Genomic DNA, 24,999 nt, shown 5'->3' with positions numbered 1-24,999 from the left:
ATTCGGCCCCAGCGTTCGCCCGCATGAAAGACGCTGCCTTTCGTGCCTCCTCACTTTCAGGATTCTCGACAGAAGCATTTAGGTCTGGACTCTCGATATGCTGCGAGAACTTGATGGATCCAGCCATTAGACGCGTCAAGAGCATTGCGCCGTGAAGCACGATAGCGGGGGGCTGAGTCTTGTCGAGATGGTTCTCGACTGTACGAGAGATACGCCCAAGGAGTTCGTCTTGCGAATAAACATTTTCAGGAGGGCCAACGAACGCGAGGGCACACCCGTCGTAAAGAATTACCAGCGGGGATATCGCGTCACGAATAGTACATAGTAGGTCTTTTTGGTCCCAGCGCTCCAATCAATATTTGTGCTTTCGTTTCCTGTGGCAACTTGGCATAAGCAATTTGTAGCAAAGTTGAAAAAGTCAATGTCTATTCTAATATAACCCATTTCAGTACGTACTCCAGTACATACTGTTTGGGGTGTATACAAGTATCATGAAATTAACAGGATAGCTTGTATCATCAAAACCCTTGTTTGCATCTTGTTAGTTTTTGCGTTTCTCAATCCATCCCAGGATACCCGAAAGCATCACCACACTGGTCAAAAAACAGGCGGCCACACCGACCGTCAGGGCGGCGCCGAGCTGCGCGAATCCGCGCCAGACGGAAAACACCAGAGAGCCGAATGCCAGCATGGTGGTCAATGACGTCAACAGGATGGCCTTACCGGTACTGGCAAATACGGTGTAGAGTCGGCCCTTGCCTTCATGCAGCCAGCGATGAATCAAATGCACGCCGTCATCAATGCCGATGCCCAGGATCATAGGCAGGCCCATGACATTCATGACGGTGAATTGCTGACCGGTCAACACCATAAACCCGACCATCCAGATTAATCCGACGGCGAGAGGGGTCATAGCCATTAACGCATACCGGGGCTTGCCGAAATCCAGCCAGAGCAGGAAAAAGACGATCACCAGGGTCAGCATCAGCGCATGTCGGCCGTCCCGCCCGATCACCTCGATGAGTGCGAGGAAAATCGGCGGCATGCCGGTTGCTTTGGGAGTTACATATTCCAGATCATCGACAAAGCGCTTTAGGAACTGAGCATCCTTCCAGACATTGGCAGCGGGATAGGCGGTGACTAAAAATTGATCGCGGCTGTCATTGCTGTAACGGTCCAGGATGTCCTCAGGCAGCATGCTCAGTTTGATCGAATCGGTTGAACTCATGCGCAGTACGCGCTGTTTGTACAAGGGAGCAAACTGATTCTGAACCCGGCTCCAGGCGGACTGGACGGGTTCGGGATGCTCTTGTATGTACGTCAGCAGGTCTGTGATTTTGTTTTGAGGATTTTCCGCTTCCGGGTCACCGACAATCTCGTCGCATTTGTTATCGACTTTGGCCTGTCCGCCCAAAAACGCCATGTCCTGCATCTCGATAATGTTCATTTCCAGCCGTTCGAGCTGAGTCTCAAGCGTCTGCATATCGCTGCCGGAGAGACCGGACTGTATGCGTGTGTCCTGTATGTTTTGCCGAATGTCGTTAAGGTGCGGAATGCGCTGCGTTTGATCTTCTGTTGACGGCAGGTAACGCGAAATATCTTCTGTCATGGCGACGCTTCCCATATCCTCAGCTGCCTCGGAGACGCGTCGCGATGAATCCGGATTCGGGGCCAGGATCATGGCATAATCCAGACTGAGATCGAATTTTTTTAGTATGGTGTCCTGCAGGGCAATAGATTCCAGACCCTCCGGTTCAATATTCATATAATTATGATCAAATGTGATCAGAGAAGCGGTCCATCCCAAAAGAGCGGTAACCACAACGGCTGCAATCAGTGTGAAACGATAGCGCCCGGCCAGGCCATTGCCGGTGCGGCCGAGGAATTGAAACGAGAGATCGCGGGTTCGAGTGCGTTTGTTTCTGCGCTCCAGACGCCGTTCTCTCAGGACCAACAGCGCAGGCAGCAGCAAAAAGGTCTCGATCAGCATGGCCAGCAGTCCGAATCCGGTGACCAGACCCATTTCCTCCATACCGCGCGAGTGGGCGATGACGAGGGTGAGGAACGCGCAGGCCGTGGTCAATCCGCCGGTAATGACCCCTTTGCCGCTTTTCAAAAACGTCTGCTGCATGGATTCTTCAATGGATTCTCCCGCGCCGCGCCATTCTGTAAAGCCCGAGATGAGGTGAATGGCAAAGTCGATACCCAGTCCGAACAAAATGACGATCATCATTTGGGTCATGATATTCAATTGTCCGACCACCACCGCGGCCGTGCCGACCGCCCAGACCGAGCCGATGAGCAGGCTCAGCAGCGCTAACATCGGAGCCGCCAACATGCGGAAAGAAATGATGAGCATCATTAAAATAGCAATGAGGGCAATGACCGAAGTATAGTTCAAACTTTTCTGGCTGTACACCATTTCATCATGAGCAATGGCGACGAATCCGCTCAAACCGGCGTTCACGTCCGGATAATCCGGCAGCATATGCTCGAGTTCCGCCTGGACGGCGTTGGTGCCGTCGATCAGTTTCTGCATATCCGTCATGCTGAAATTGGGGATGGCGAGCATGACCAGGGCCCTCTCATCATAAGAGATCATATAGGGATCGCCGTAGAGCAGTTTCTCTACGCTTTTTTCCACTGCCCGGGTGGAACCGGAACGTGCCGTGTTTGTCAACATAGCCACCAGCTGATTCAGTCCGTCCAGAAACATCACGGCATTGTCTTCTTTTTCACGGCTGGAAATGGATTCCTCGCGGCGCACATACTCTTTTTCCATGGCGTCATTGATATGGGTGAGCAATCCGGGCAGATTCGGGTCATAAAACTGATCTTTCATGTTTTTCAGGTCAGCTTCATCGAGCAGCATCAAACCATGGTTACGGATAAAATCCATATCGAGTTTGTAATCCACACGTTTGAACAACGGCTCGTCCAGTTTCGCCTGTTTGCTTTTTATTTGTTCCAGCAGTTGATCCCGGTGTTGAGAATTGTTCGGTTCCGCCAGTGCTTTCTGTAGACTTTTTATATCCGAACGGATACGTTCATTTTGTGAAGAATCAACAAGCGCGGTGATTTTCGGAGCCAGCTCATCACTGAATTGTTTGATGCGCTCTTCAGGCCCCTGAACCACCACCACAAGATTGGTGGACGTTGAAAATTCTTTTACGATTTTATTAAACTGCACGGTGCGCGGATCGTTTTCGGGCAGCAGATCGGACCAGCGCATGGTGACGCTGAGTTGGGCGCTCAGGTACCCGAACACCAGCGTCAGCAATACGACCAGAACGAGCATGCGTCCGGGGTGGCGGGCATGCGCGGAGGCAAGTTTTTTCAATAATCGGTCTCTCACGGGGATTCTCCTTTATTTTCTATTTGTTTTTGTCAGCGACCTTTGCATGCCAACTCCCCCAAAATCTATTCACGCAAAGAAGCAGAGATCGCAAAGAAAAGAAAAACAAGTGATCAACAACACGTGTTCCAGTTTAAAAGGGTCAGCACGCCCTGGACGATTGAAACAATCAGGATGCTGCTTAGAATTGTTTTGGATACAAATGTATCAAATCCATGATGGCCTTTACGCAGAAATGTCATGTGAATCACAAACGCACCGATTCCGCATACGGCCAGCAGCAGTGAAATGCAAAAGCCGATAACATTCGTTTCAATCAGCATCCAAAATCCGTAGAAAATCAAGACAAACAGTGGTATATGGATCACCAGAAATCCGTTGATGCCGCCTTTGAGTCCAAACAGATCCCATTCATGCCAATAGGCAGAATCCATCTCGTGTACGCTCAGCATCGCTGCATTGATCATATAAATCCAGACAAGTTCGTTCATGGTTCAGGTTCCTAAAAATAAACCCGCAGCCGCGCCATACCGCCGTTGCCCATGTTGGCGGCGTACAGCTGTCCGTCACTGCCGGTATAGATATTGCCGTATATGGTTAGTTCGATGTCCTGATAAAGACTCCATTCCAGCACAGGCACCAGGGCGACGCTGCCGTCGGACAGGGAACTGATGCTCATAGTGCCGGCTGTAATCAGATCGGTAACCGGGTACCGAAACATGGCGAACAGCTGGTCCCGGCATAAAGATTTGACCTCGCCGGTCAACATCCAAAGCCAGTCACTGATCGAGTAGTGTTGGCTCTCATCCGGCATCATGCCGTTATGGTACCATTCACTCATCACGTATAATCCTGAATCAAACGTATAATCCGTTCCCAGCACCCATTCCCAGTAATCATCTTTACCATCCGACAGCGATGATGTTTGAAGGTTCATGTGGTTATAACCACCTTCAGCCCAGACGCCCAGTCCCAACAATTCTCCGGCGATATCCGTTGCAAACAGGGTGCGTTTATATTGATAATCTATTGCCATCGCTGTGTATTCTTTCAGCGTCCACTCTTTGGAAATGACCATCAACGAAACATCGAATTTGCCGAGCCAGGCTTTGACTTTGAACATTTTAGCGGAATTCTCCCATTCCTCACCGGGGGCATAGTAGCTGTGAATTGAAAATCGGGACGAAAGCGGCACATTTAGTGTAACCGCATTGTGACCGGGTTGTTCATAGCTCGGATCCATGACATCTTTGACATTGAACAGGTCCGTGGGATTCCAGGTGTATCCGGAGCCCATGCCCATCTGCTGTTTGCCTATGGTCAGATCAAAGCGCTCAAAGTTCAGGCGCACAAAAGCATTGTCGAGAAAAATACGCTCCGGCCGGTGCTCGAATCGCCCTCCCCCTGACGATCGAACCAGATCTCCGAATGAATAGGTGAAATCCGGGATCACAGATTTATAGCGGCTCGGCAAAAAATCAGCTAAATTCCATTGTGTTTTGCCGTGATAGGTGATATAATCAAAATTGGCGGCGAACAGGGCGTTGCCGTATGTTTTGGACAGGTCAACGCGCAGTTTATTGGACATCATCTGATAGGTGTCGCCGTCCAGGTGCGCGATCATCAACTGTGGTTCATAATAGCCCGTCAACTGCACCGGCTGCGCGCCGGCGACGACAGCGGACAATAGCAAAAGTAGAAACAGTGTTCTCATCGTTTCAATCCTCTTTCTGTGAACAGAGTGTTGTCCAGTTTGATATTGTATTCGATACCATGCATTTGCATCACCGTTTTGGAATCGTCATTGTGGTTGATCATGACCATACGCGTGGGGGTGGGGATGTCGTCAATGGTTTTGATATCATATTGTTTCAGGGTTTTGGCAATGCGATCCGGATTGTCTTTATCATAGTAATCAATAACAACAGGCATCATATTGTCCTTGTTCACCCACATGACCAGTTTGGCGTATCCGGACCCGGCGCCCGGTTTACGGGTGAGACGCAGCTTGTAACAGTCCATGTCGCGTTTTTCTTCGTCCGGCAGTTTCTCTGCGTCAAAATCGTCGATAAATGCGTTGCTGCCGCCCATATCTTCATGCGTAAAATCGCTGCCGCGGAAATTCTGTTTTCTGGCGTGCGATGCCAGTTTACGCACCCGGCGGGTGCGGGTGAAATACAGCCAGATATCATCGGCGTGATTGAGCATGAGCATTTTTTGACCCTGAATGCGCCGCGGCGCCGTGTATTCGATCAGGGTTTTTTCGCCCTGGTTTTTGGTGTACATATTGTATTCAAAGGTGCGCTTGTCGCCGGAACTTGTGCTGATGGTCATGCTGACCTCGGCTTGAGAGGAATTCTGGTTGATTAGATCGTTGACACGATGGATGATCGAATCCGCGCTCATGTTTTGTGCCTGCAGGGGAAGGATACTGATGACCAGTAATGTGGATAGTATGTATTTCATGATACGCTCCTTTGTTTTTTTTCATTGTATAACTGATAAAATCCCATCACAATACTGCCGAACCCGAAAGAGACGGTTCCCACCTGTATCGAGTAATCGAGCAGAACAGAGGAGGCCAAAATACCGCTGATCACCTGGACCGAGCCCATCAACACAAGATCGCGTCGATCGCCCAGGATAACCATCATGAAGATACAGAGGCCGGATACAAGCATCCACAATCCGGGGATATAAAGCGGCAGGCTGAGTTCGACAAAAATGAGTGTGTAGAAAATGCCCACCATCATGAGAGCGAACAAAACGCCGCAAATTTTCATAGAGAACGGTTGCAATGGATTAATACCGCGATCCTGAGCGCCCCGGTACCAGATAATCGTCTCCAGAGCGCCGCCCAGGATAAAAATGGCAATCCAGATAAAAGTGATGTGTTCGGATTTATCCTGGTGAACCAGATAAAGGGTGATCAGTCCGCCGATAATTATTAGAATGCCCCATTCAATCCATTGCCAGGCGGACATAAAGAACCGTTTTGAAGCCTGGGCCATGGTGTTGCGGATGTGCTGGATTTGTTCAATCGCCTCTTCAGGAGACAATTGTTGATGTTGTTCTGTCATGATTGAATTCCTTTAATGATTTGTTCCAAAAGGGTGATGTATTGTTCAAATGCATCGCGTCCGGCTTTTGTGGCTTTAAATGTGGTTTTAGGCTTGTTGTCCACAAATGCTTTTTTTATTTCAATATACCCGTGTTTTTCCAGTACCCTGGCATGAACGCTGAGATTGCCGCGGGTCAAATCGAGCATGTCGACCAATTCGGAAAAGCTTTTTTCCTCTTCAGTCGCAACCAGCGTGGACATGATGGCCAGGCGCACCCGGTCATGAAAAACCTTGTTTAATTGTTGTGTCAGGTCTGAAATCATCGGTTTCCTTTTTATAAACATGTTTGTATTGCAAACGTGTTTAAATATAGAAATGTTACAAGAAAAATACAAGATTTTTATTATGATTATTGAATGACGAATGGAAAATTGGGGAAACGGTCCGGCATTTCACACAATACGGCATGAACTTGAGATAATGCCGCCGTTTGACTGTTTTTTGGCTGACCGGGGGTAATTCTAATGCAGTGTTGTAGTGGATTTCAAATCATTGTAACAAATATCCAGACCAGCAGCACACCGGAGACCGCGCAAAGCAGATTGACTGTGTCGTTATTCACCCAATGCCAGCCTTTGAAAAAAACAGAGGGAACCTCACAATGCTGTTTTTTTTCAGTGATCTTGGCGCAAACCTGACACTGGTACTGACTCTGAACTGTGATTCCCAGCAGACTGTCTACAAAGCTTGCAATCAGGCCCGCAAATGAAACCAGTATCAAAGCGGATAAACCGAATTCGAGTTCGGAGGTCACCAGAAAACCGATGAAACCAATGAGCGCGGAGCCGATCAAGGCGCCCAGCGAACCCAGAAACGTGATGCCTCCGGAGGTGCCGAGCGGGACTTGTTTGAATGTCAGGATAGAGCGCGGCAATCGTTTGGAGAGGACGCCGATCTCTGTAGCCCAGGTATCTGCGGTGACCGCAGCCAGCGAGGTGATATACAGAATATAAATATCCTGTTCTCCTGTAAAATACCAGACGAGCACGAGCAGACCCGCCAGTCCGCCGTTAGCCAGAACCTGTCCGGCATCCCGGCAGCCGCTTTTTTCAAAGATGTTGATCAGGGTGTCTTTGCGTTTTTTACCGGTTTTGGAGAGAATACTTGAGAGGACAAAAAAAGCGAGTATGGGAATCGCAAAGGTCGATCCGCCGATTCCAAAAACGAGTGTGCCCAGAATAAGCAGGGATACCGAACCGCCGCCGGTTAAAAATTTCAGTTGAAAGGAGATCAGAGCCAGGATCAGAGCCAGGGCCATGCCTATCGAGAATTGTATTCGCTGATCAAGGGGCTCGGCAATCAGATAGAATAAGCTAAAGGCGGAAATCAAAGGCACCGTCAGATTGTCAGAACCGCGTACCGATACCATTTCACCGGCTGTAGCCAGAAAGGCGGTGATAATGGCTGTCCAGAGAATTTGTTGCGTCGACCAATGCTGGCCGAACAACGGGGATAAAAAAAAGAATCCGATCAAAAGAATGACCCATGTGGATAAAAACATGGTAAACGACCCCTGGACGGATTTTTTTTCCGGACCGAAATAATACTCGCGCGGACGGGCAATATGTTCACCGACCATTGCCGCAAGCGCGTCGGGAACGGCCATAATCAGTATAGAATTGATGAATATCAGCGGGTGTGAATTCCAGAGCCAGAGGGTCAGAATAACAATGGACAGTGGATAAAACACCGTGCCGTAACTGGGTCGCCGGGTGGAGTGCATACCGTTGAGCCAGTGACGCCTGACCGCAATGAAATCCAGAACAGCGAACATAATTCCCAGCATCAACACGGGGTACATACTGTTTAGTAAAAAAGGAGTGGAGGCAACAAAGAGTCCCACCGCGATATGGACGATCTTGCGTGTGCCTTCAATGGACCAGGATGTGGTTTTACGCAATAGTTCGGAAATAAATATCAGTACACCGATGCCCGCAGCGAACAGAAGCAGATAATACCAGTCGGAAAATGTCATCAGTCTCTCTCGATTTTTCTTTCCCATAATTAAACAATTTTCAAACCAAATCCAAGTAGAATTCCATGGTTCTTGCAGATATGGAGTGCGGATAAAATTTATGAGATAATGTCAACTTTTCAACATTTTTTTAACAGCCTGAAACGTCTTTTTTTGCTCCTTTTTAACTGATTGAAAATTCATGTACGAAAAAACATGTATTTAACATTAATTTAAAGTTTCGTTAATATCGGGTATTTTGCAAAACAGCTACAAGTCAAGTAAAAACAAAGTTGAATAACTTTTCATTAATTACGTTAAGATATTGTTTTTAAATAAGGGACGCGTTGGAATGTAAACGTTACATTTTGTAAAAACGAAATTTGGGGGTGTTGCGGGATTTAAAAGTTATCCACAACCTGTTCACATTTCCGCAGGTCGGTTTTTGGGCTTTTTCTGGTGAGATTTTCCTCAACGAGCAATGATACACTTGTTGAGCACGGTTTTCTGTTCTTTTTCCGATTCAGCCCGAATTTGGTACAAATACACACCATTGGCCGGGATGTCACCGTCTGCATCGTATCCGTCCCATGGAATTTGATGATACCCCGGTGAACGCCTGCCTGCGGACAGTTCTTTGATTTTGCGTCCGGCGAGTGTGTAGATACTGATATTGATATCCGCGTGTCGGCTCAATCCGAACGAGAATTCTGTGGCCTCGGAAAACGGGTTGGGGTAGTTTAATGCGTTTCGGATGACCAACTCGCTTTTAACCTCAAACGCAAAAGATTCCGCAGTTGAGTTGTTTTCTGAATCAAAAACATTAACGATGAGTTTATGATGTCCGTCGTCAAGCTGTGGCGAAAAATAAATGTTTTGTGTTTCTTTATTGTATGTCAGCACGTCCTGGTCTGTGAAAGATATGCGCGCGCCGTTCAGAGAAAGGTTGATTTGGCTGGTGTCCCGGATGGATTTCTGATTATTGTCCTGAATTGAAATAACAATATTCGGCCGCGGTGAAATCAAATCTCCGTCATAAACGGGGCGGTCATCGACTGTAATCAGCAGTGTGGGCGGGATGGTGTCTTTTTTCGCAAATACGGTGGTATGCAAGACGTTATTGGATTCGGAGCTTTCAACGAGTTCATTCTCCGGATCTGCTGTTATGTAAAAATGGGTGATGCCTGAAGCCGAAATAGGGGTTTCAAAAGTCAGAGCATGCGATTTTGAATGTGCCAGGGGCGGATAATACAGGGTGTGGAGGTCCTCGCCTCTATTTTTACTCAGAATACGGATACTGCCGCTGTCCGTCATAGAGGCGCCGAGGTTATAAACATCGAAATAAAATGTGACCGGTTCTCCGCTGGTCACTGTGTCCCGGTTTTGTGAGAACAGCTGCGGCGAGAGCGCAATATCCGGTGTGGGGTCGAACAGAACATGCCAGCTCTGCAGCACAGGGGTGATACGATAGTTTTGACTGCTCAGTTGAGCGCCCAGGCTCAGATAGGGAGTGTGTTGAGCGTCAATAAATGACAGATCGAGACTGTTTGCGGGAGATCCTGTGTACAACGTGTCCGGTGCACCGGATATCGGATGTCCGATCAAATGAACGTTAATGTTTGTGCTGTCCGGCAGAGTTGACTGTATCTCCGCTTTTGACCACGCTGCAGCCGGACCGATTTTCGGAGAAAGTATCTGACCGAACGCAGCATGCCTCCGGATGCTGTCGGACACAGCGGCAATGGTTTCCTGATCCGAAGGGCTGTACGCTTCGGGGACGTTTCCGGGCGGGGCGCCCTTGCGTCCGATGATTGCCCAGGAATCAAAAGGTCCGATGTCCCGGCAGTGCACACTGCCGAGAGTTTCCAGCGCGTTTAGCGCCGGTTCGTACAGGCGGTTGCTGGCTTCATCCTTGACCGCAACGAGTACATAATCATTTTCCGGGACATTTGAAATAAAGTCAGCCAGTTTTTCAGAAGCCTGTTCATTTCCCCAGGTATCGAACGTTGCGGTGGCGCATATTTCAGCGCAGTTGTTGGTCAGCACGGCGACATTGAATCCCCGGCTGGTGGGCATGACAGATTGTGAGTTGACCAGAATGCGCGCAAAATTGCCCTGCCGTTTTCCGGCCGATTCAACGCGCAGTGAAATGTTTTCTGTGCTGAGACGCACCCCATTGGAACCGGATTGTGTGGATTGATAGCTGTTTTCAATAAATTGCGCGCTGGCTTGCTGCCAGCCGTTCAGACTGTCCGAAACCGCTGTGAACGAACCTGTCTGCCAAAGAGGCGGGGTTTGATCGAGTATACGCACCCGCCAGAAATAGATGCCGGGCTGTACATCATTAAATGGACACAAAGTCTGCAGCGGGTCTGCCTGCCGGGTGCGGGTTTTCAGGACCGGACTGCTAAAAGTCCTGCTAGTGTCCAGTTGAAACTCGTATGATAACTCTTTATAAGGTATATTGGGAGGATTTTCCACGATACAGGTGACCGCTCCATTTGATATACGCGCGAATTCAGCGGGCTGAACCAGTCGTACAGAACTGCTGTAAACCTGTGTTGTCAGAGTCGCGCTATTATTTTGTTCATTCGATTCGGGAATGGCATCTTGGGCGTCAATAGATGCATCCAGATTCACGGTTCCGGACATCCCTGCAAGCGGCCAGGTAACCTTGATCGTATCTGTGAGCGTAAACGGTTCGCGTTTGAGATTCCAGGTGATTCGGGTTTCCGGATTCTCCTGTGATGTTGCCCGTAACCTGAACTGCAAGCTGTCCGGCGGAAACAGTCCGATATTTGACAGGGCGCATGTGATTTGCGCGGTCGAATCCGCTTCACTGGGAATTCGGGGTTCAATATTGATGGGGTCATCTGAAAATGTAAGATCCGGTTGATTCGGCAGCTGCAGACGCATGGCCGGATCTCCCAGGAGGTTGTACTGCAGAATCACATTGGTCACATGCGATGTGACACCCTGCTGCTCCCACAGCCCGACTTTGGCCTGATTCAGAGCGTCTCCCAGAATCCGCACGGTATCCTGCAGGATCGCCGGATACAATTGCCGCAGCAGTTGATTGTCCTCATAGGTATAGCCCCAGCCGGATGTCCCCCAGAATGCGACACAGCCTTTTTGCCGGGCATTGATAAAATGTTCTCCAAAACTTTCATCGCCGGGTTCGGCAAATCGACCGGTATGGCAGGTCATACTGGATATGAACGGGTAATACGGCGCATTGTTCAACCGGTCGATATCTGAATTATGAAAAAACAGTTCCCAGGTCCGGCTGCCGGCATGCCCGATAAAATTGACCCAGGCCATTCCCTTTGCGAAATGATCAATAATATTCGCTGTGTGTTCGCCTTCAATCAGGGTGGCATCTGATTTTTTGATATGATACGCATCACCGCCGAATGGCGCCGGTGAGACAAACTCATCGGAAAGCGCCTGGGATTGACTGTTGAACCGGCTTTGTTCAACGGCATCAAATCCGCCGCTGATAAACAACAGGTGTTTGTTCCACTCTGCCGGCGGTGTATTTTCGTATTCGATGATTTTGGATACCAGCATTGCCGCCTGTTCCGCTGTGGCAGCCGGAAGCCGACCGATCGCCAGCTCCGGCAGCAGATCATCGAAACAGGAATACAGGACATCACTCACCGGATTGCCCAGACTTGGGATGATATCCCGGAACCGGCTGTCCGGCATATTCAATTTGGGGTCCCAGCTGGCATCCCCTAAAAGCAGTACATATCGGGGTTTTTCAACGCCCCAAATCTGCCAGGCATCCCGCAGAAAAGTCTTGATCGCCCGGGGGTGTTTGATGCCGTCATTAAATGTATCATAGATATCCTGGACAAATATAATTTCTGCGCTGGAGATGTGCTCCTGATCCTTGCGATAGTCTGCAAGCTGCTGCGCCGCTTCTTCGAACATGGGGTCTGTGATGATCAGGTATCTTGCCGGATGGTGCAGAGGATTACGGATCTCACTCCGATTTATCAGCTTGGGTTTGCGAATGCTGTTTTCCTCAAAGACGATAAAAGCGCTGTTATTCAGATTTTCTGCCTGGAATGTTGCTGTAAAGTCCTGAGCCGTTCCCTGAAATTCGAGAAATGTTGAAACAGCGGCCTGTCCGGCGCCTTTTAGGGTGTGTTGTTCATAGACTGTCGTTGTATCGTTTTTGCGGCCGATGAACGCCCAGGAATCCCGATATTTCAACTCGTCAATGTATTGGCTGCCGCAATTTTGCAGAGAAGCAATCGCCTGCTCAGAGAGGCGGGATGCACCATCATCACGTACAGCTGCAAGGACAATGGTACCGTCTGGTACCTCTGCTATATTATTGGACAATTCTTGTGACGCGGTTTCAGAACCGTATGTGTCATATGTTTTTGAATATAAAAATTCACCCGAATGAGAATCCAGAAAAACGAGGCTAATTCCCCGGCTTCCGGAATACATCGTTTCCCCATCAATTAAAAATTCCGCCCGGTTGCCGTCGGCGAGTCCTGCGGATACCACACGGATGCGTCGGATCACACTCTGCGAAATAGTGGGGGCGATGATGTCACCAGACGTTTGATTCCAGACGAAAACGCTGTCGCCGCTGAACCCGGATACACGGATGCTTGCATGTGCCGGCAGAGTCGAATCGGAGAAACAGAGCCGATCATCGTGTGCCTGGAAGCGAACCGGACTGTCACATTCCAGCCAGTCAAAATAAAAGCGCGAGATCGGGTCAGAACTCTGTCTGACAGAACGAATAATTAGAGCATTATCGCGGCTGTAAATCAGATCTCCGGGAACCTTAAACCGGTAGATACGCTCCTCACGATCATCGAAAAATGCGTCTACGCCGGTAAAGCCGTTAATGTCCACCTGTATATGATGATCGTTTGCGCTGCTGCTGCGGGTTTGGCCGCGCACGCGCAGGCGGAAGCTGACCGAATCCTGAATATCGATATATCCCGGACAATCAAAGGCGGTTTCAAAGCGGGTGCCGGGATCGATAAATTTTCCCAGACCCAGCCTTCACCGGGCGTCGTAAAACTGTTCTGGATGGCATGATTATCGTCACCCTGGTAGTAATCCAGATCGCGTTCAATATGCAATGTATGATTAAAGCTGCTCAGCGGTGCGGATGTGGGGGCGGAAGTTACCGAAGCGGTTTTATGTCGACCTGTTGTGATCCCCCAGGTCAGCCAGTAGATATTGGTATCGGTGTAAGCGTGATAAAAGGTTGTATCGCCTGACAATCGTTCTGCATAGAACAAAATCCGGTCATCCGGATCAAAGCGGTCGTCCTGCATCCCCTGCAGCTGTATACTTTGTTCCTGATCTTTGTGATAGAGCTGTAGTGTGGACGGGTTCAGGGATTGGATCGCCACATCGATGGCCTGCAAATCACTGCCGTTGATCGCATAGACACCGGGTTGAGCGCATTTGAGTTTAACGGGTTTTGTTTGCGCGGCCTGTTCGAATCGGCGAGAGACGGTTTTTGTGGTACTGGATTTAAAAAGCGCTTCCGGTTCGCGGGCAGACGGCTGGGTGGATTTAGCCAGTCGCAGCCGCAGATAACGCGCCTGAACAAGTCGGTTGTTCACCGGATCATATTGAAGCGGTGTGATTTGAACACGCCAAACTGTTTTCCCGCTGCTGGTGGCTTTGTCCAGACGCACAAATGATTGCGGATAGAGGGCGGATGAGGAATAAATAGCAGGGTCGGGTTCATACCGGGTCAGGACGTCCCCGGCATCGGTCTGGCTATAAGCAGGGGCAGGGCAGACGGTGCCGGTTGAGTGGAGTGCCGTAACCGAGTCCAGAGATTCAAGTTTGAGGTCCGGGGCATAAATCAGGGTGGCGTCAACGGGGAGCTGTGGCGCGCCGGGTGTCTGCTGATGTGCAAGACCGGAGAGAACAGGCAGACTATAGATTTCGTTTTGCAGAACAATGGATTGAAACGACAGGTTTGGGCAGTGCCATTCCAGGATGATCTCATTTCCGGTTTCTGTGATTTCGAAACGCGACTGTGCAGAAAGAGAACAAACCCACGATAAAAAGATTATCGATAAAATGATTTCAAGTTGTTTCATACGGTAACGTTCTCTGCGTTGATAGACCTCGCGCAGGAACCCGGCGGTTACCTGCTAATGGATCAAGCTGCCGGCGTACAGATCATGAGCAACCAGGAATGCAAACAGTCCGAGAATCAAACACCAGCCCACCATGACCAGAGCCGCACGTGAATGCGATAGTCCTAATTTAACCAGACGGTGGTGAATATGTTCCCGGTCCGCGTGAAAGGGATGGATACCCCGCCGCAGGCGTCGAGTAATAGCAAGCATGGTATCGGTAATCGGCAGGGCAAGCAGCAGCAGCGGAATAATAAATGCGGTCTTGCCCGGCGCCAACGAAGCCGAATTCAAGGTGATACAGGCCAGCAGAAAACCAATAGACAGGCTGCCGGAATCGCCCATAAAAATAGACGCGGGATTCAGATTATAGCGCAAAAATCCAATCACAGCGCCCATCAACAGAACTGCGATCACGGGGGCCATTTGATTGCCAAACAGCGCGGCAATGCTTAAACTCACCAAAGAGACCGCAACGGCTACACCACCGGCCAGACCATCCAGACCGTCGATCATATTAAACGCGTTGGCAACGCCTACGATCCACAGCATGGAGAATGGATAGGAAAACAGTCCAGCCTGCAGTTCCAGGGCGCGGGAAGAATGATGGTTTCCACCCGCCATCCCATGGAAACGGCGAGCGCGGCGACCAAAAGTTCGACACTGAATTTCAGTGAGCAGATTCAGGTCAATCTTGTCGTCCAGAGCGCCGGTCATAAACGAAATTGTGGTACCGATTAACAGACTCAACAGTTCTCTGTGAAATTGGGCCACCGATTGCTGGTCAAAATACAACAATGCGGCCATGCCGGTGACAAATGCAAAAAATATGGCTCCGCCTCCCAGTTTGGGGATTTCGCCGTCATGAACCGTACGGTGGTTTTTTTGCGCCACCACGTGATAGCGGATGGCAAACTGTCGAACCACGGGTACTGTGACCAGTGAAATGATTAACGTGAATAAAAAATACCCCGCCAACTGTATCATAAATTTAACCTGATTTTCTAAGGTTCGTAACTGCTTTTCGTCTCGCCATTATTATTAATTATAGCAAAATTTATACCATAAAAAATAAAACCTATCGGGGCGGCCCCGATTTTATCGATCCAGGACAGGACCTGAATCCTTGTGTCCCGGCTCTGAATGTTCTTCCCATATACGAATTTACCCCAATGTAATATAATAAAAACATTGAGATTATAAAAGAAAAAAATGTGATACTTTATGGAATTGGTTCCTGATACAAATGCTCGATATCGCTCAGGCAATCGATGGGCTGCATAATATTGAGAGACAAAACGGCGTGCATTCTCACATATTTGTAGAGTATGTGATCGATCCTGACACACATCTCGTACAAAACCGGACATTGAAACGACATCTTGTGACGCGCAAAGATAACCGTTAAACTCATGTTTAACAAGGTCTGGAACACCACCAACCTCGGTCGCAATGACTGGTATGGAGGCTGCCATCGCTTCGATAACCGCTACTGGTGTTCCCTCATTGTTTGATGTTAGTAATAACGCATCGATTTCCGCATAAATTCCGGTAATATCTTCAATCCATCCCATAAAGTGAACCCGGTTTTCCAGCCCGAGTTCTTTGCTGCGTATTTCAAGCGTATTGCGTTCGGGGCCGTCGCCGATCACGCAAAGATGGTATCGGGATTCAAGCTGACTCGTAACCTTGAGCGCCATTTCGATGTTTTTGATGGGGACCAAACGGCCGACAATTCCCAACAGACAAGAATCCGGATCCAGACCCAACCTCTTTTTCAGGCTGTTTCTGCGTTTCAGATTTTTGAACGGCTCGAGCTCCAGTCCGAGCCGAATCATTCTGAAATGTTGTTTGGGTGCGATGTGATAGCGGTTGACGAGTTCATCAAGCTGTGAGGGGCTGATGGCAATAACCGCTGTGCTGAGTCTGGCGAGAACACGCTCGATCAGCAAAAACACGGCGGTCACCGGTTTGGAAAAATAGCTGTGAAAGGTGTGCCCATGAAAGGTATGATAAATCAACGGCACGCCTGCCAGCCAGGCGGCAAGGCGTCCAACGGTTCCGGCTTTGGCGGTGTGAGTGTGAACAATATTCGGTTTCTTCTTTCTGATTATCTTGAAACATTTGTAAATTGCCATGATGTCATCAATTGGATTCGAGACGCGTTTCATTTCAGGAATGACACATACCGGAATCCCCTTTTGCTTAAAATCTTTAATTTTGCTGCTTTCATTGCTGTCAATAGCACCGCTAATCAACAAAGTCTGGTAGCGTTCATTTGACAGATGCCTGCTCAGAATTTCAGTATGCAAAGCGGGACCCCCAATGCATATTCTTGATTGTATACGGATGATCTTTATAGCTCTGCTAACAGGCATGCTTTAATACCTGATTATAAAATTGAACATAAGATTTTATCATTGTTGTAATTGAAAAGTTTTTTACGGCATAATCATAAGCATTGGTTACAAGTTTCTGTCTTAATTCAGCATTTGGATATAAAGTCATAATTTTTCTGTATAAATCTTCGCTGTCTGCCGGTTCGACCAGCAGCCCTGTTTTTTTATGGATAATAATTTCCGGAATGCCTCCGACATTAGTTGCAATGACCGGTAACCTGCAATACATTGCCTCAATGATAGAGAGTGGCAATCCCTCTGATAAAGAAGGTAATACAAAAAGGTCCGCTTTTCCAAGAAAATAATTTATATTTTTTTTAAATCCTGTAAAGGTAATATAATCAGATATCTTTAAATCTTTTGCGTACTGTTGCAGACGGCTGTGCATGTCATCTCGCCCTACCAAAGTAAAATGAATATTACGATGTCCAGACCTTATGATTGTGTTTATAGCTTTCAGTAAATATATATGACCTTTAACAGGCCGAAGATTGGCAACTGTTAATACATTAAAGCACCTGTTATTCTGTTTTACTGTAGCCGGGATGTCTTTAACCGGCAGACCATTAGGTATTACCTGAATACGGCTTGGCGGGATATGAATATCTGTAAGAATCTGTTTTCCTTTTTGGGTAACGGATATCCAGTGATCTGCGAAAGGTCTTGCCATTTGAATAACATACTTTTTGATGCCGTCACTATAATCATGAACGCCATGGAGGGTTGGAATCAAAGGTGCATATTTAAATCCTGCAGCAAAAATTACGGCACATTCTGCGGTTAAGCCGTGAGTTTGTATGATTTTTATATTATGCTGCTTTAGTATTCGATGAAACATTTTTGGGAATGCCCATATTTTTTTGATATCAAGGTCATAATAAGGGATGTTCAAATGTGCGGCGTATTTACCCAATTCCCCCTTTCCTGACAGACTGGTAATTACATATCGGTACGGGGGGGGAGAATGCTCCGCCAATTTCAAGACGATGCGTTCAGCTCCGCCTATATCGCTGATTGCTGTTACATGTAATACATTGATTGACATTTTACTTATTTGCACGTTTGATGTATAACTGATTTCCAATTTCTGAGATTTACCTGTATTGAATATTTTTTATTAACCGTGTTCCAGCCGTTTGAGGCGATCAGTTTCCCTTTTTGTTTATTTTTCAGCAACGTTTTTAAATATTGCAACCATTCCTCCTCTGTAGAGGCCAGTAGTCCATTGACGTTATGCTCAATGATTTCTTTGTTCATGCCGACATTCGAGGCTACGCAGGGGACATTTGCTGACATATATTGCAATAATTTGTAACCACCTTTACCGCGTGTCCAAGGTGTATCGGGAAGAGGCATAATACCGACATCAAAAGAGTCGAGATATTGCCACTCTTTTTCTTTTTTCCAATCAAAACATTTAATTTTCAGATGTTTACTGTTGATTTTTGTTCCGACAATATAGAGGATAAAAGGGGTGGATTGTCCAAGTTTTTCAAGTATGGGCAGTAGATCAATTATATACTGGCGTGTGGCATTGCTGCCCATCCATCCAATAATGGGGGGATGATTTTCTGCTTTATTCTTTTTTTGATTTTGTATATTTATACTTGTGGGAATGATATGCACATTTTGGTTAAAACGCCGGGCATAGGCTGCAAGATAGGAATTACTCACGATGACAGTATTACAAGTCTTTAATATACGTTCAACAGCATGGTAGTCCATAAATAACTGCAACCAGTTTTTCTTTTGATAATGGTAAAAAATAGCGTCATCAAAATCAAAAATTGATTTTTTTGCCCATTTTATCAAGAGTAATTCAGTAAACGGAAAAAAATAAGGCAGAGATTCGCGTTGTATAAAAATACAATCATATTGATCTAGTTGAAACAGATATTTAAGGCGCCCGTATATTTTTGATATATACCAGTGGATTTTTTGCAGCAGAGAAGGTCCTTTCAAAAAGTTCTGATCAAGCTTAACAGAACAGCCTGCATCAATTTTATACTGAAATGGTGAGTTTTTGATGTTTTCCAGATATTGATAAATACGCGCCCGACTTGATGCGCCAATCAAGGTTGTTTGTGGTAAAAATAGTATGCTCAAGGATTTCATAATGTGTTTGATATATCCTCATAAAGTTTTATAGTTTTTTTACAGCATGTTTCCCAGCTGTATTTTGCTGCCTGCTCTGCACCTTTTAATACCAGAGAGTTGTATAATTGGGGCTCCCGGAGAGGTACATAGATTTTTTCGGCCATATCTTTTACATCAAAGGGATCAAAGTAAAGAGCGGCCTGCGATAATGTCTCTAAATGAGCGCAGCAATTGGATGCAATAACAGGTTTTCCAGCCGCCATGCCCTCCAACGGTGTGAAACCAAATCCCTCAAAAATCGAAGGGGAGACAACGAGTCGGGCATTTTGATATAAAATGACCAATTCTGTATAGTTGACAAAGTCGGTCAAATGAACATAGGGTTTTAATGACAGCCGGTCTATTTCCTGTTTTATTATGGAGGTGTATCGGTTTGATTTTCCGACAATCACGACATGTTCAGAAATATTTTTTGTGGTTTTTAAATATTGAAACGCCTGCAGAAATCGAAGAAAATTTTTACGAGGTTCCAGATGTCCAACCAACAATAAATAAGGATAAGAACAATATTTTTTTAGAGTGGCATTTTTCAAGATTTCCGAGAATGTCATATGCAGCCTTGTTTGATCAATTCCATGTGGAATGACTTTTATTTTCTCAGGAGGACATGCAAATAGATCGATAATGTCCTTGCGGGTGCAATGGGAAATTGCAATAATTTTATTTGCTCTCCGGATTGATTCCGGAATCGTTTTCATTAGATATTTCCTTCTCCATGTGCTGAATGTTTCGGGATAGTGAAATACTCGAAGATCATGTACTGTAACGATCGACGGTTTATTGATACCCGGAGGCAGATAAGAGATGGTGCTATGAAAACATTGTATGTTATAGCGCTTTAAAAGATATGGCCAGATTACGCATTCAAGTGATAATCTTAGCGCTGCAGGGGAGGTAGGTATATGAACCGGAATGATTTGTGATGATTTTTTCTGAATATCCAGGTTTTTGATTTCATTTTGTTTTACAAAAAAGTACGGCTTGCTTTCATGTTTCAAACATTCCTGTATTAAATATTTCATATACACAGCAATACCGCCGTGTGATGGTGCATAGAGTATAGCATTTATACCGATCTTTTTCATAACGTATTACGATTATTCAGAGTTTCAAGACGAGGAAGCAATTGAATGCAGCACTTTAAAGCCCGCCAATAGTCACCAGCAAGGCCGGTATGTCGAAGAATAGCCAAAGGAATACGTAACCCCAGTGCAATACAAAACACAATAAATGCCATCTGAGCATGACCGGGATTGTATTTTTGCATGTAATAGTAAATACTTTTACCGTTGCTGATCAATGCGTTTGTAAAATCCTGTGTTGAACTGGCACCATGATGATGCAAAACAAGAATTTGCGGAGCAATGCGAACCTGCCAGCCGCATAACCAGGCACGTTTGCACCAATCCATGTCCTCTGCAAAAAGAAAAAAATTATCATCCATGTACCCAATATTTTTGATTGCACTTCGCCGAATGGCTAAAAATGCTCCGTCAACGTAATCCACTGGATAAGATGTGCTTGAATTTTGGATTTTATTCGGCTCGTAACAAAACAGGTATTTTTTAATCATTTGAGAAAGTGTTAAAAATGGCCGGCCTGCTGACTGGATTTTTTTCTTTGAATTTAGGAGAACAGCGCCAACTATCCCTGTCTGTTGCTCTTTTTCAAAATGTTGTTGCAGTTTTTGCAGTGCATGTTGGGTAATCATTTCAGTATCACTGTTCATGAGTAAAATATATTCGTTTTGCGTCAAACGAATAGCCTGATTGTTGGCTTTTGCATATCCCACATTGGTTTTGTTTACAATCATCTGAAGGCTGGGAAATGTTGATGATATCAATTTTACACTTTTATCACTCGAGTTGTTGTCGATAACAATTATGTCAAAATTATTGATATTGCTTTTGTAAATTGATTTTATCGCTTTGAGGGTAAGCAAAGCTGTGTTGTAGTTTACTATAATGATTAACCATTTTTTTTCGAGTGACATATTTCTCTTTTATAGCTTAAATTTAATATGGCGTATATATACAACTGCAAACATGAAGAAAAATATGATATAATTTAATCTGTGTCGGACAGCAGTGCCAAAATTGGAGTCAACCATTGAGTTGGCAAGCAGACCCAGTAGGCAAAACATCAGAATGAATATCTCCTGACTATTCCTATACCGTTTGAATTTGACAACGTAAAAAAGTGTCAGGATAGACGCGATACAAATAAAAAAACCTTCAATAGCGGAGAATATTTGAAACAGGCCGCCAACATCCCAAAGAAACGGGCCATAGGTGAAATAGATAAATCGAATTGGCAAATACCTGATAACATCAGATAAAGTATTATATTCCATATGGAGAAGATAAGCAGATCCGCCTTCTATTCGGTGAGGTTGTGCCCTTAACGGATAGGTTATGACCGCATTTATATGATCCTGAAACTGGTAGATGAGAATACTGAGAAAGATCAGAATGAACAAAACAAATAGGATTTTTTTGCTTGATTTGATTTTCGAGTTTAAAAATAAAAAAATAAAAAAAATGATAAAAAACAATGTGTACAGATAAAAGTTTTGAATGCGCAAAATACCGACAAGAATAAATGTGATCAGGGACGTCCAGTAATCGTAAGTACGACGCTTGTCGGTCTGGATACGTAAAAGGTGATAAAGCAGGATGAGCGTTAACAGCAGTATGAGAGGATCCCGTAGAACAAATGATGTGAATGCAATCGCTGACGGCAAGAACAGCATGATAGCGCCGGTAACAAGTGCTGTTGTTTTGTCTTTGAACACGAGTAATGTAATTTTATAGATATAGACTCCGGATAATACTCCAAAAAGCACATTCAAAACAGCTGCCACCAGCGGTGTTTGCCCGACCATAATATACAAGAGTCCCAGGAAAAGACCGTAACTTTTTACACTGGTCGAGTATTCAACATTGTCAAACAGAGGGTATCCTTTGCTGATATTGGTGGCGATTTGCAGGCCCTGTCTGGAATAATGAGCAGCATCAGGTTGGTCGGGTAAAAACTGTATGTGTACATTTACGATTAAAATGCCAATTCTGAGAACAATAGCCAAAATAAGCAATTGGGCAAATAGCGGATCGTTTGCATAATACTTTGGAATCAGAAACAGGACCAGCATTGATATTACAAACAGACTAATGGCATATTCAACAGGAAGCAGTATAAACAGAATACTTGCAACTAAAGGCAGCCAGGAATAGAATGTATGTTTCGATTTTGGTTGGAACATATTTGGGATCAAACTTTTTCTGCTTTTTATGCTATTTTGAACAAAGCTCTGATTATTTTCAATTTTGACCGTATAATTTTTGCATAATTATGTCCGATTTGACTGAATGGTAAAAATTGACTAAATCTTTGTCCTGTTTATAGGCATTTTTCCGTGTTGTGTCTATGACATTACATATATCTTTTACTGTGTTTTTACTGTTTCTGAGTTCACAGAATTCGATCAGCTGAGTTAGAATGTTTACCGGGCTCTCGAGAAACGATTCATATTTCACATCTAAAGCATTAAAGTTTAATCTGCGTTGATGCTCAAAGTAAATATTAAGATAATACCTCCATAATTCAAAGCCCTTTTCCAGTAGATGCAATAGGCAGTAGCCCGTATTTCCGATATTTTTCCACCGGATGATACCGCAGTCTTGCTGATATGGCATAGTTGTGCAGCAGAGAGAAAAAAGATGGTTCTTTGTTGTATTCGCGGCTCAGAGCGCCGAGTTTTTCAGAGGCTGATTTTTTCAAAATGGTCTGTTCCAAACGGACCTGCTCTCGACGAGCCAGACTCGCTGCCACATCCACACCATTGCGAACTATATGTATGACTTTGGCGCCGGGAAATATATCAAGGTACAGGGGAAGGAGCAGCATCGTGCGGGGTTCTTTCCACCCCCAGGGCTCTTGAAGATTGAACAATGAACGGTGTTTAATATACCTTTTCAGCCCGAGGTATCCTGCACAAAAAGCCGAGGATGCATCCTGTTTCAATTCCAAGGTCAGTGCCCGACGTAAAGATGAATGCCCCAGAATAGCTTCCGCGCATTCGGGGGACGCCCAGCTTCCGCCGCCGGCATTGAGAATTTTTTCATTGCGGTTCAGGAAAAACCGCGATTCCCAGGTGTCAATGAGATCATTTCCGATCCACAGTCCCGCCTGCTTTAATAATTTCGCAAGCAGTGTGGTTCCGGATCGATGCATACCGATAATGATAACAGGCGCATGCTTCATATTTTTCAGCTGTTGTGATTTTTTTACGGAAATAATGATAATTATTGTATGACTATCTTAACATATCATTTATTTTATTAAATTAAAAATGATATTTTATATTTTTAACAATTATGTTTAAAACCTGAAAAAAAATACGGTCTTTGGGGTATATTGACGAATTCTTTTTTTTCTTTGTTGAATCAGGCAAAAAGTATAATTATATTATAACCGACGGAAATTATTAACTCTTTAGAAAGGAGCCTTTATGAATGATTTTGTGCAGGAGATTGTTGCGACAGTAACCGCTACTGATCCGGAGCAGAAAGAGTTTCATCAAGCTGTTGAGGAGGTTGCAGCGTCAATATCACTGGTTTACGAGCGTTACCCGGAATATCGAACCGCCAGAATATTCGAACGAATGATTGAACCCGAACGGGTCATTTTATTTCGTGTACCCTGGGTTGATGATATGGGAGATATTCATAGCAACCGCGGATTTCGTGTTGAAATGAACAGCGCCATTGGCCCTTACAAAGGCGGATTGCGGTTTCATCCCTCTGTGAATCTCGGGATTTTAAAATTTCTTGCCTTTGAACAGGTGTTCAAAAACAGTTTGACGTCGCTGCCTATGGGAGGCGGCAAGGGAGGCTCTGATTTTGATCCCAAAGGTAAAACTGATCAGGAAGTGATGCGGTTTTGTCAAAGTTTTATGACCGAACTCTGCAGACATATCGGGCCCAACACAGATGTGCCTGCCGGTGATATCGGGGTTGGCGGACGCGAAATCGGTTATATGTTCGGACAGTACAAACGGTTGCGCAACGAATTCACCGGTGTATTAACCGGTAAAGGACTGAATTGGGGTGGATCTTTAGTACGACCCGAAGCCACCGGCTATGGCGCTGTGTATATGGCTGCCGAAATGCTGCAGACCCGCAATCAGACACTTGAGGGAAAAACCTGTCTGGTATCCGGTTCCGGAAATGTCGCTCAGTTTACCGTTGAAAAAATAATTGAACTTGGCGGCAAAGTTATCACGCTCTCGGATTCATCCGGATATATTTATGATCCTGAAGGCATTGATGTGAAGAAACTTGAATATGTCAAAGATTTGAAAAACGTCCGACGGGGTCGAATACACGAGTACGCGGATACGTATAAAAATTCTGTATATACGCAGGCGGATTCTTCAGATACTAACAATCCTTTATGGGATCACCCGGCAGACTGTGCCTTTCCGAGCGCGACTCAGAACGAGATCAATGAGACCGATGCTCAAAATTTAGTTAAAAATGGGGTGTATTGTGTAAGTGAAGGCGCAAATATGCCTACTGAAAAAAAAGGTGTTGATGTTTTTTTGAATGAAGGAATATTATATGCTCCGGGCAAAGCAGCCAATGCCGGCGGTGTTGCCGTATCCGGTCTGGAAATGACACAAAACAGTATGCGCCTGCCGTGGACCCGCAATGAGGTGGATGAGCGTCTACATATGATTGTGAAAAATATTCATAACACCTGTGTGCAAACGGCGGAACGTTTCGGCACACCGGGTAATTATGTGAACGGCGCTAATATCGGCGGATTTCTCAAAGTTGCGGATGCCATGCTCGATCAGGGTGTGGTTTGAACCGTG

The 24,999-nt window shown here is 45.8% G+C and carries 18 protein-coding genes; 1 reads left to right on the top strand and 17 read right to left on the bottom strand.

Going from position 1 to position 24,999, the window contains the following annotated elements; genetic code table 11:
* Positions 1–541 precede the first annotated feature (541 nt).
* The 17 genes from U5R06_19050 to U5R06_18970 all read right to left on the bottom strand — a co-directional run bounded on the left by U5R06_19050 (position 542) and on the right by U5R06_18970 (position 23,384).
* Complete coding sequence (locus U5R06_19050; protein ID MDZ7724841.1) at positions 542–3,355, bottom strand: MMPL family transporter; 2,814 nt, start codon at positions 3,353–3,355, stop codon at positions 542–544.
* Positions 3,356–3,468: 113 nt separating this feature from the next.
* The gene (locus U5R06_19045) at positions 3,469–3,846 is read right to left on the bottom strand and encodes a DUF6713 family protein (protein ID MDZ7724840.1); all 378 of its coding nucleotides are present in this window, start codon (positions 3,844–3,846) and stop codon (positions 3,469–3,471) included.
* 11 nt (positions 3,847–3,857) lie between these two features.
* Entirely contained in the window at positions 3,858–5,069 is a 1,212-nt protein-coding gene (locus tag U5R06_19040; GenBank protein ID MDZ7724839.1) for a hypothetical protein, read from the bottom strand.
* The gene (locus tag U5R06_19035) at positions 5,066–5,821 is read right to left on the bottom strand and encodes an outer membrane lipoprotein-sorting protein (GenBank protein MDZ7724838.1); all 756 of its coding nucleotides are present in this window, start codon (positions 5,819–5,821) and stop codon (positions 5,066–5,068) included. Before U5R06_19035 ends, U5R06_19040 begins: the two co-directional genes overlap by 4 nt.
* Complete coding sequence (locus U5R06_19030) at positions 5,818–6,435, bottom strand: hypothetical protein (protein MDZ7724837.1); 618 nt, start codon at positions 6,433–6,435, stop codon at positions 5,818–5,820. Before U5R06_19030 ends, U5R06_19035 begins: the two co-directional genes overlap by 4 nt.
* Entirely contained in the window at positions 6,432–6,740 is a 309-nt protein-coding gene (locus tag U5R06_19025; protein MDZ7724836.1) for a transcriptional regulator, read from the bottom strand. Before U5R06_19025 ends, U5R06_19030 begins: the two co-directional genes overlap by 4 nt.
* Positions 6,741–6,961: 221 nt before the next feature.
* Complete coding sequence (locus U5R06_19020; GenBank protein ID MDZ7724835.1) at positions 6,962–8,452, bottom strand: DUF92 domain-containing protein; 1,491 nt, start codon at positions 8,450–8,452, stop codon at positions 6,962–6,964.
* A 450-nt stretch (positions 8,453–8,902) separates the two neighbouring features.
* On the bottom strand, positions 8,903–13,360 hold the full coding sequence (locus tag U5R06_19015; protein ID MDZ7724834.1) for a C25 family cysteine peptidase: 4,458 nt from the start codon (positions 13,358–13,360) through the stop codon (positions 8,903–8,905).
* A complete protein-coding gene (locus tag U5R06_19010) occupies positions 13,285–14,526 on the bottom strand; it encodes a C25 family peptidase propeptide domain-containing protein (protein MDZ7724833.1) in 1,242 nt (413 codons plus the stop codon). The genes U5R06_19015 and U5R06_19010 overlap by 76 nt, the downstream gene beginning before the upstream one ends.
* Positions 14,527–14,580: 54 nt before the next feature.
* Positions 14,581–15,552 carry an MraY family glycosyltransferase gene (locus tag U5R06_19005; GenBank protein ID MDZ7724832.1) on the bottom strand — a complete coding sequence of 324 codons (972 nt, stop codon included), beginning with the start codon at positions 15,550–15,552 and terminating at the stop codon, positions 14,581–14,583.
* A gap of 17 nt (positions 15,553–15,569) precedes the next feature.
* Entirely contained in the window at positions 15,570–16,943 is a 1,374-nt protein-coding gene (locus U5R06_19000) for a glycosyltransferase (GenBank protein MDZ7724831.1), read from the bottom strand.
* Positions 16,933–18,009, bottom strand: a complete 1,077-nt coding sequence (locus tag U5R06_18995; protein MDZ7724830.1) for a glycosyltransferase family 4 protein — start codon at positions 18,007–18,009, stop codon at positions 16,933–16,935. The genes U5R06_19000 and U5R06_18995 overlap by 11 nt, the downstream gene beginning before the upstream one ends.
* Positions 18,010–18,014: 5 nt before the next feature.
* Positions 18,015–19,079, bottom strand: coding sequence for a glycosyltransferase family 4 protein (locus U5R06_18990; GenBank protein ID MDZ7724829.1), 1,065 nt, complete (start codon positions 19,077–19,079; stop codon positions 18,015–18,017).
* Positions 19,076–20,206 (bottom strand): glycosyltransferase family 1 protein, encoded by a 1,131-nt coding sequence (locus tag U5R06_18985; protein MDZ7724828.1) that lies wholly within the window; start codon positions 20,204–20,206, stop codon positions 19,076–19,078. The genes U5R06_18990 and U5R06_18985 overlap by 4 nt, the downstream gene beginning before the upstream one ends.
* Positions 20,203–21,114 (bottom strand): glycosyltransferase family 2 protein, encoded by a 912-nt coding sequence (locus U5R06_18980; protein MDZ7724827.1) that lies wholly within the window; start codon positions 21,112–21,114, stop codon positions 20,203–20,205. The genes U5R06_18985 and U5R06_18980 overlap by 4 nt, the downstream gene beginning before the upstream one ends.
* Before the next feature lie 9 nt (positions 21,115–21,123).
* Complete coding sequence (locus tag U5R06_18975; GenBank protein MDZ7724826.1) at positions 21,124–22,383, bottom strand: glycosyltransferase family 39 protein; 1,260 nt, start codon at positions 22,381–22,383, stop codon at positions 21,124–21,126.
* A gap of 341 nt (positions 22,384–22,724) precedes the next feature.
* Complete coding sequence (locus U5R06_18970; protein MDZ7724825.1) at positions 22,725–23,384, bottom strand: sulfotransferase; 660 nt, start codon at positions 23,382–23,384, stop codon at positions 22,725–22,727.
* 247 nt (positions 23,385–23,631) lie between these two features.
* On the opposite strand from U5R06_18970, the gene gdhA reads away from it, so the two are divergent.
* Positions 23,632–24,993: an NADP-specific glutamate dehydrogenase gene (gene gdhA, locus U5R06_18965; GenBank protein ID MDZ7724824.1), complete on the top strand. Its 1,362-nt coding sequence runs from the start codon at positions 23,632–23,634 to the stop codon at positions 24,991–24,993.
* Positions 24,994–24,999: the final 6 nt, after the last annotated feature.

The organism is candidate division KSB1 bacterium (genome assembly GCA_034521575.1).
Lineage (GTDB): Bacteria > Zhuqueibacterota > Zhuqueibacteria > Residuimicrobiales > Krinioviventaceae > JAXHMJ01.
Note: the sequence above shows the minus strand (reverse complement) of the source record. Positions and strands in the feature narration are given on the sequence as shown.

Bases quoted from the DNA above. Each gene is read 5' to 3' on its own strand.
- U5R06_19045 (MDZ7724840.1), bottom strand. From the start codon at position 3,846: ATGAACGAACTTGTCTGGATTTATATGATCAATGCAGCGATGCTGAGC.
- U5R06_19040 (MDZ7724839.1), bottom strand. From the start codon at position 5,069: ATGAGAACACTGTTTCTACTTTTGCTATTGTCCGCTGTCGTCGCCGGC.
- U5R06_19035 (MDZ7724838.1), bottom strand. From the start codon at position 5,821: ATGAAATACATACTATCCACATTACTGGTCATCAGTATCCTTCCCCTG.
- U5R06_19030 (MDZ7724837.1), bottom strand. From the start codon at position 6,435: ATGACAGAACAACATCAACAATTGTCTCCTGAAGAGGCGATTGAACAA.
- U5R06_19025 (MDZ7724836.1), bottom strand. From the start codon at position 6,740: ATGATTTCAGACCTGACACAACAATTAAACAAGGTTTTTCATGACCGG.
- U5R06_19020 (MDZ7724835.1), bottom strand. From the start codon at position 8,452: ATGACATTTTCCGACTGGTATTATCTGCTTCTGTTCGCTGCGGGCATC.
- U5R06_19010 (MDZ7724833.1), bottom strand. From the start codon at position 14,526: ATGAAACAACTTGAAATCATTTTATCGATAATCTTTTTATCGTGGGTT.
- U5R06_19005 (MDZ7724832.1), bottom strand. From the start codon at position 15,552: ATGATACAGTTGGCGGGGTATTTTTTATTCACGTTAATCATTTCACTG.
- U5R06_19000 (MDZ7724831.1), bottom strand. From the start codon at position 16,943: ATGCCTGTTAGCAGAGCTATAAAGATCATCCGTATACAATCAAGAATA.
- U5R06_18995 (MDZ7724830.1), bottom strand. From the start codon at position 18,009: ATGTCAATCAATGTATTACATGTAACAGCAATCAGCGATATAGGCGGA.
- U5R06_18990 (MDZ7724829.1), bottom strand. From the start codon at position 19,079: ATGAAATCCTTGAGCATACTATTTTTACCACAAACAACCTTGATTGGC.
- U5R06_18985 (MDZ7724828.1), bottom strand. From the start codon at position 20,206: ATGAAAAAGATCGGTATAAATGCTATACTCTATGCACCATCACACGGC.
- U5R06_18980 (MDZ7724827.1), bottom strand. From the start codon at position 21,114: ATGTCACTCGAAAAAAAATGGTTAATCATTATAGTAAACTACAACACA.
- U5R06_18975 (MDZ7724826.1), bottom strand. From the start codon at position 22,383: ATGTTCCAACCAAAATCGAAACATACATTCTATTCCTGGCTGCCTTTA.
- U5R06_18970 (MDZ7724825.1), bottom strand. From the start codon at position 23,384: ATGAAGCATGCGCCTGTTATCATTATCGGTATGCATCGATCCGGAACC.
- gdhA (MDZ7724824.1), top strand. From the start codon at position 23,632: ATGAATGATTTTGTGCAGGAGATTGTTGCGACAGTAACCGCTACTGAT.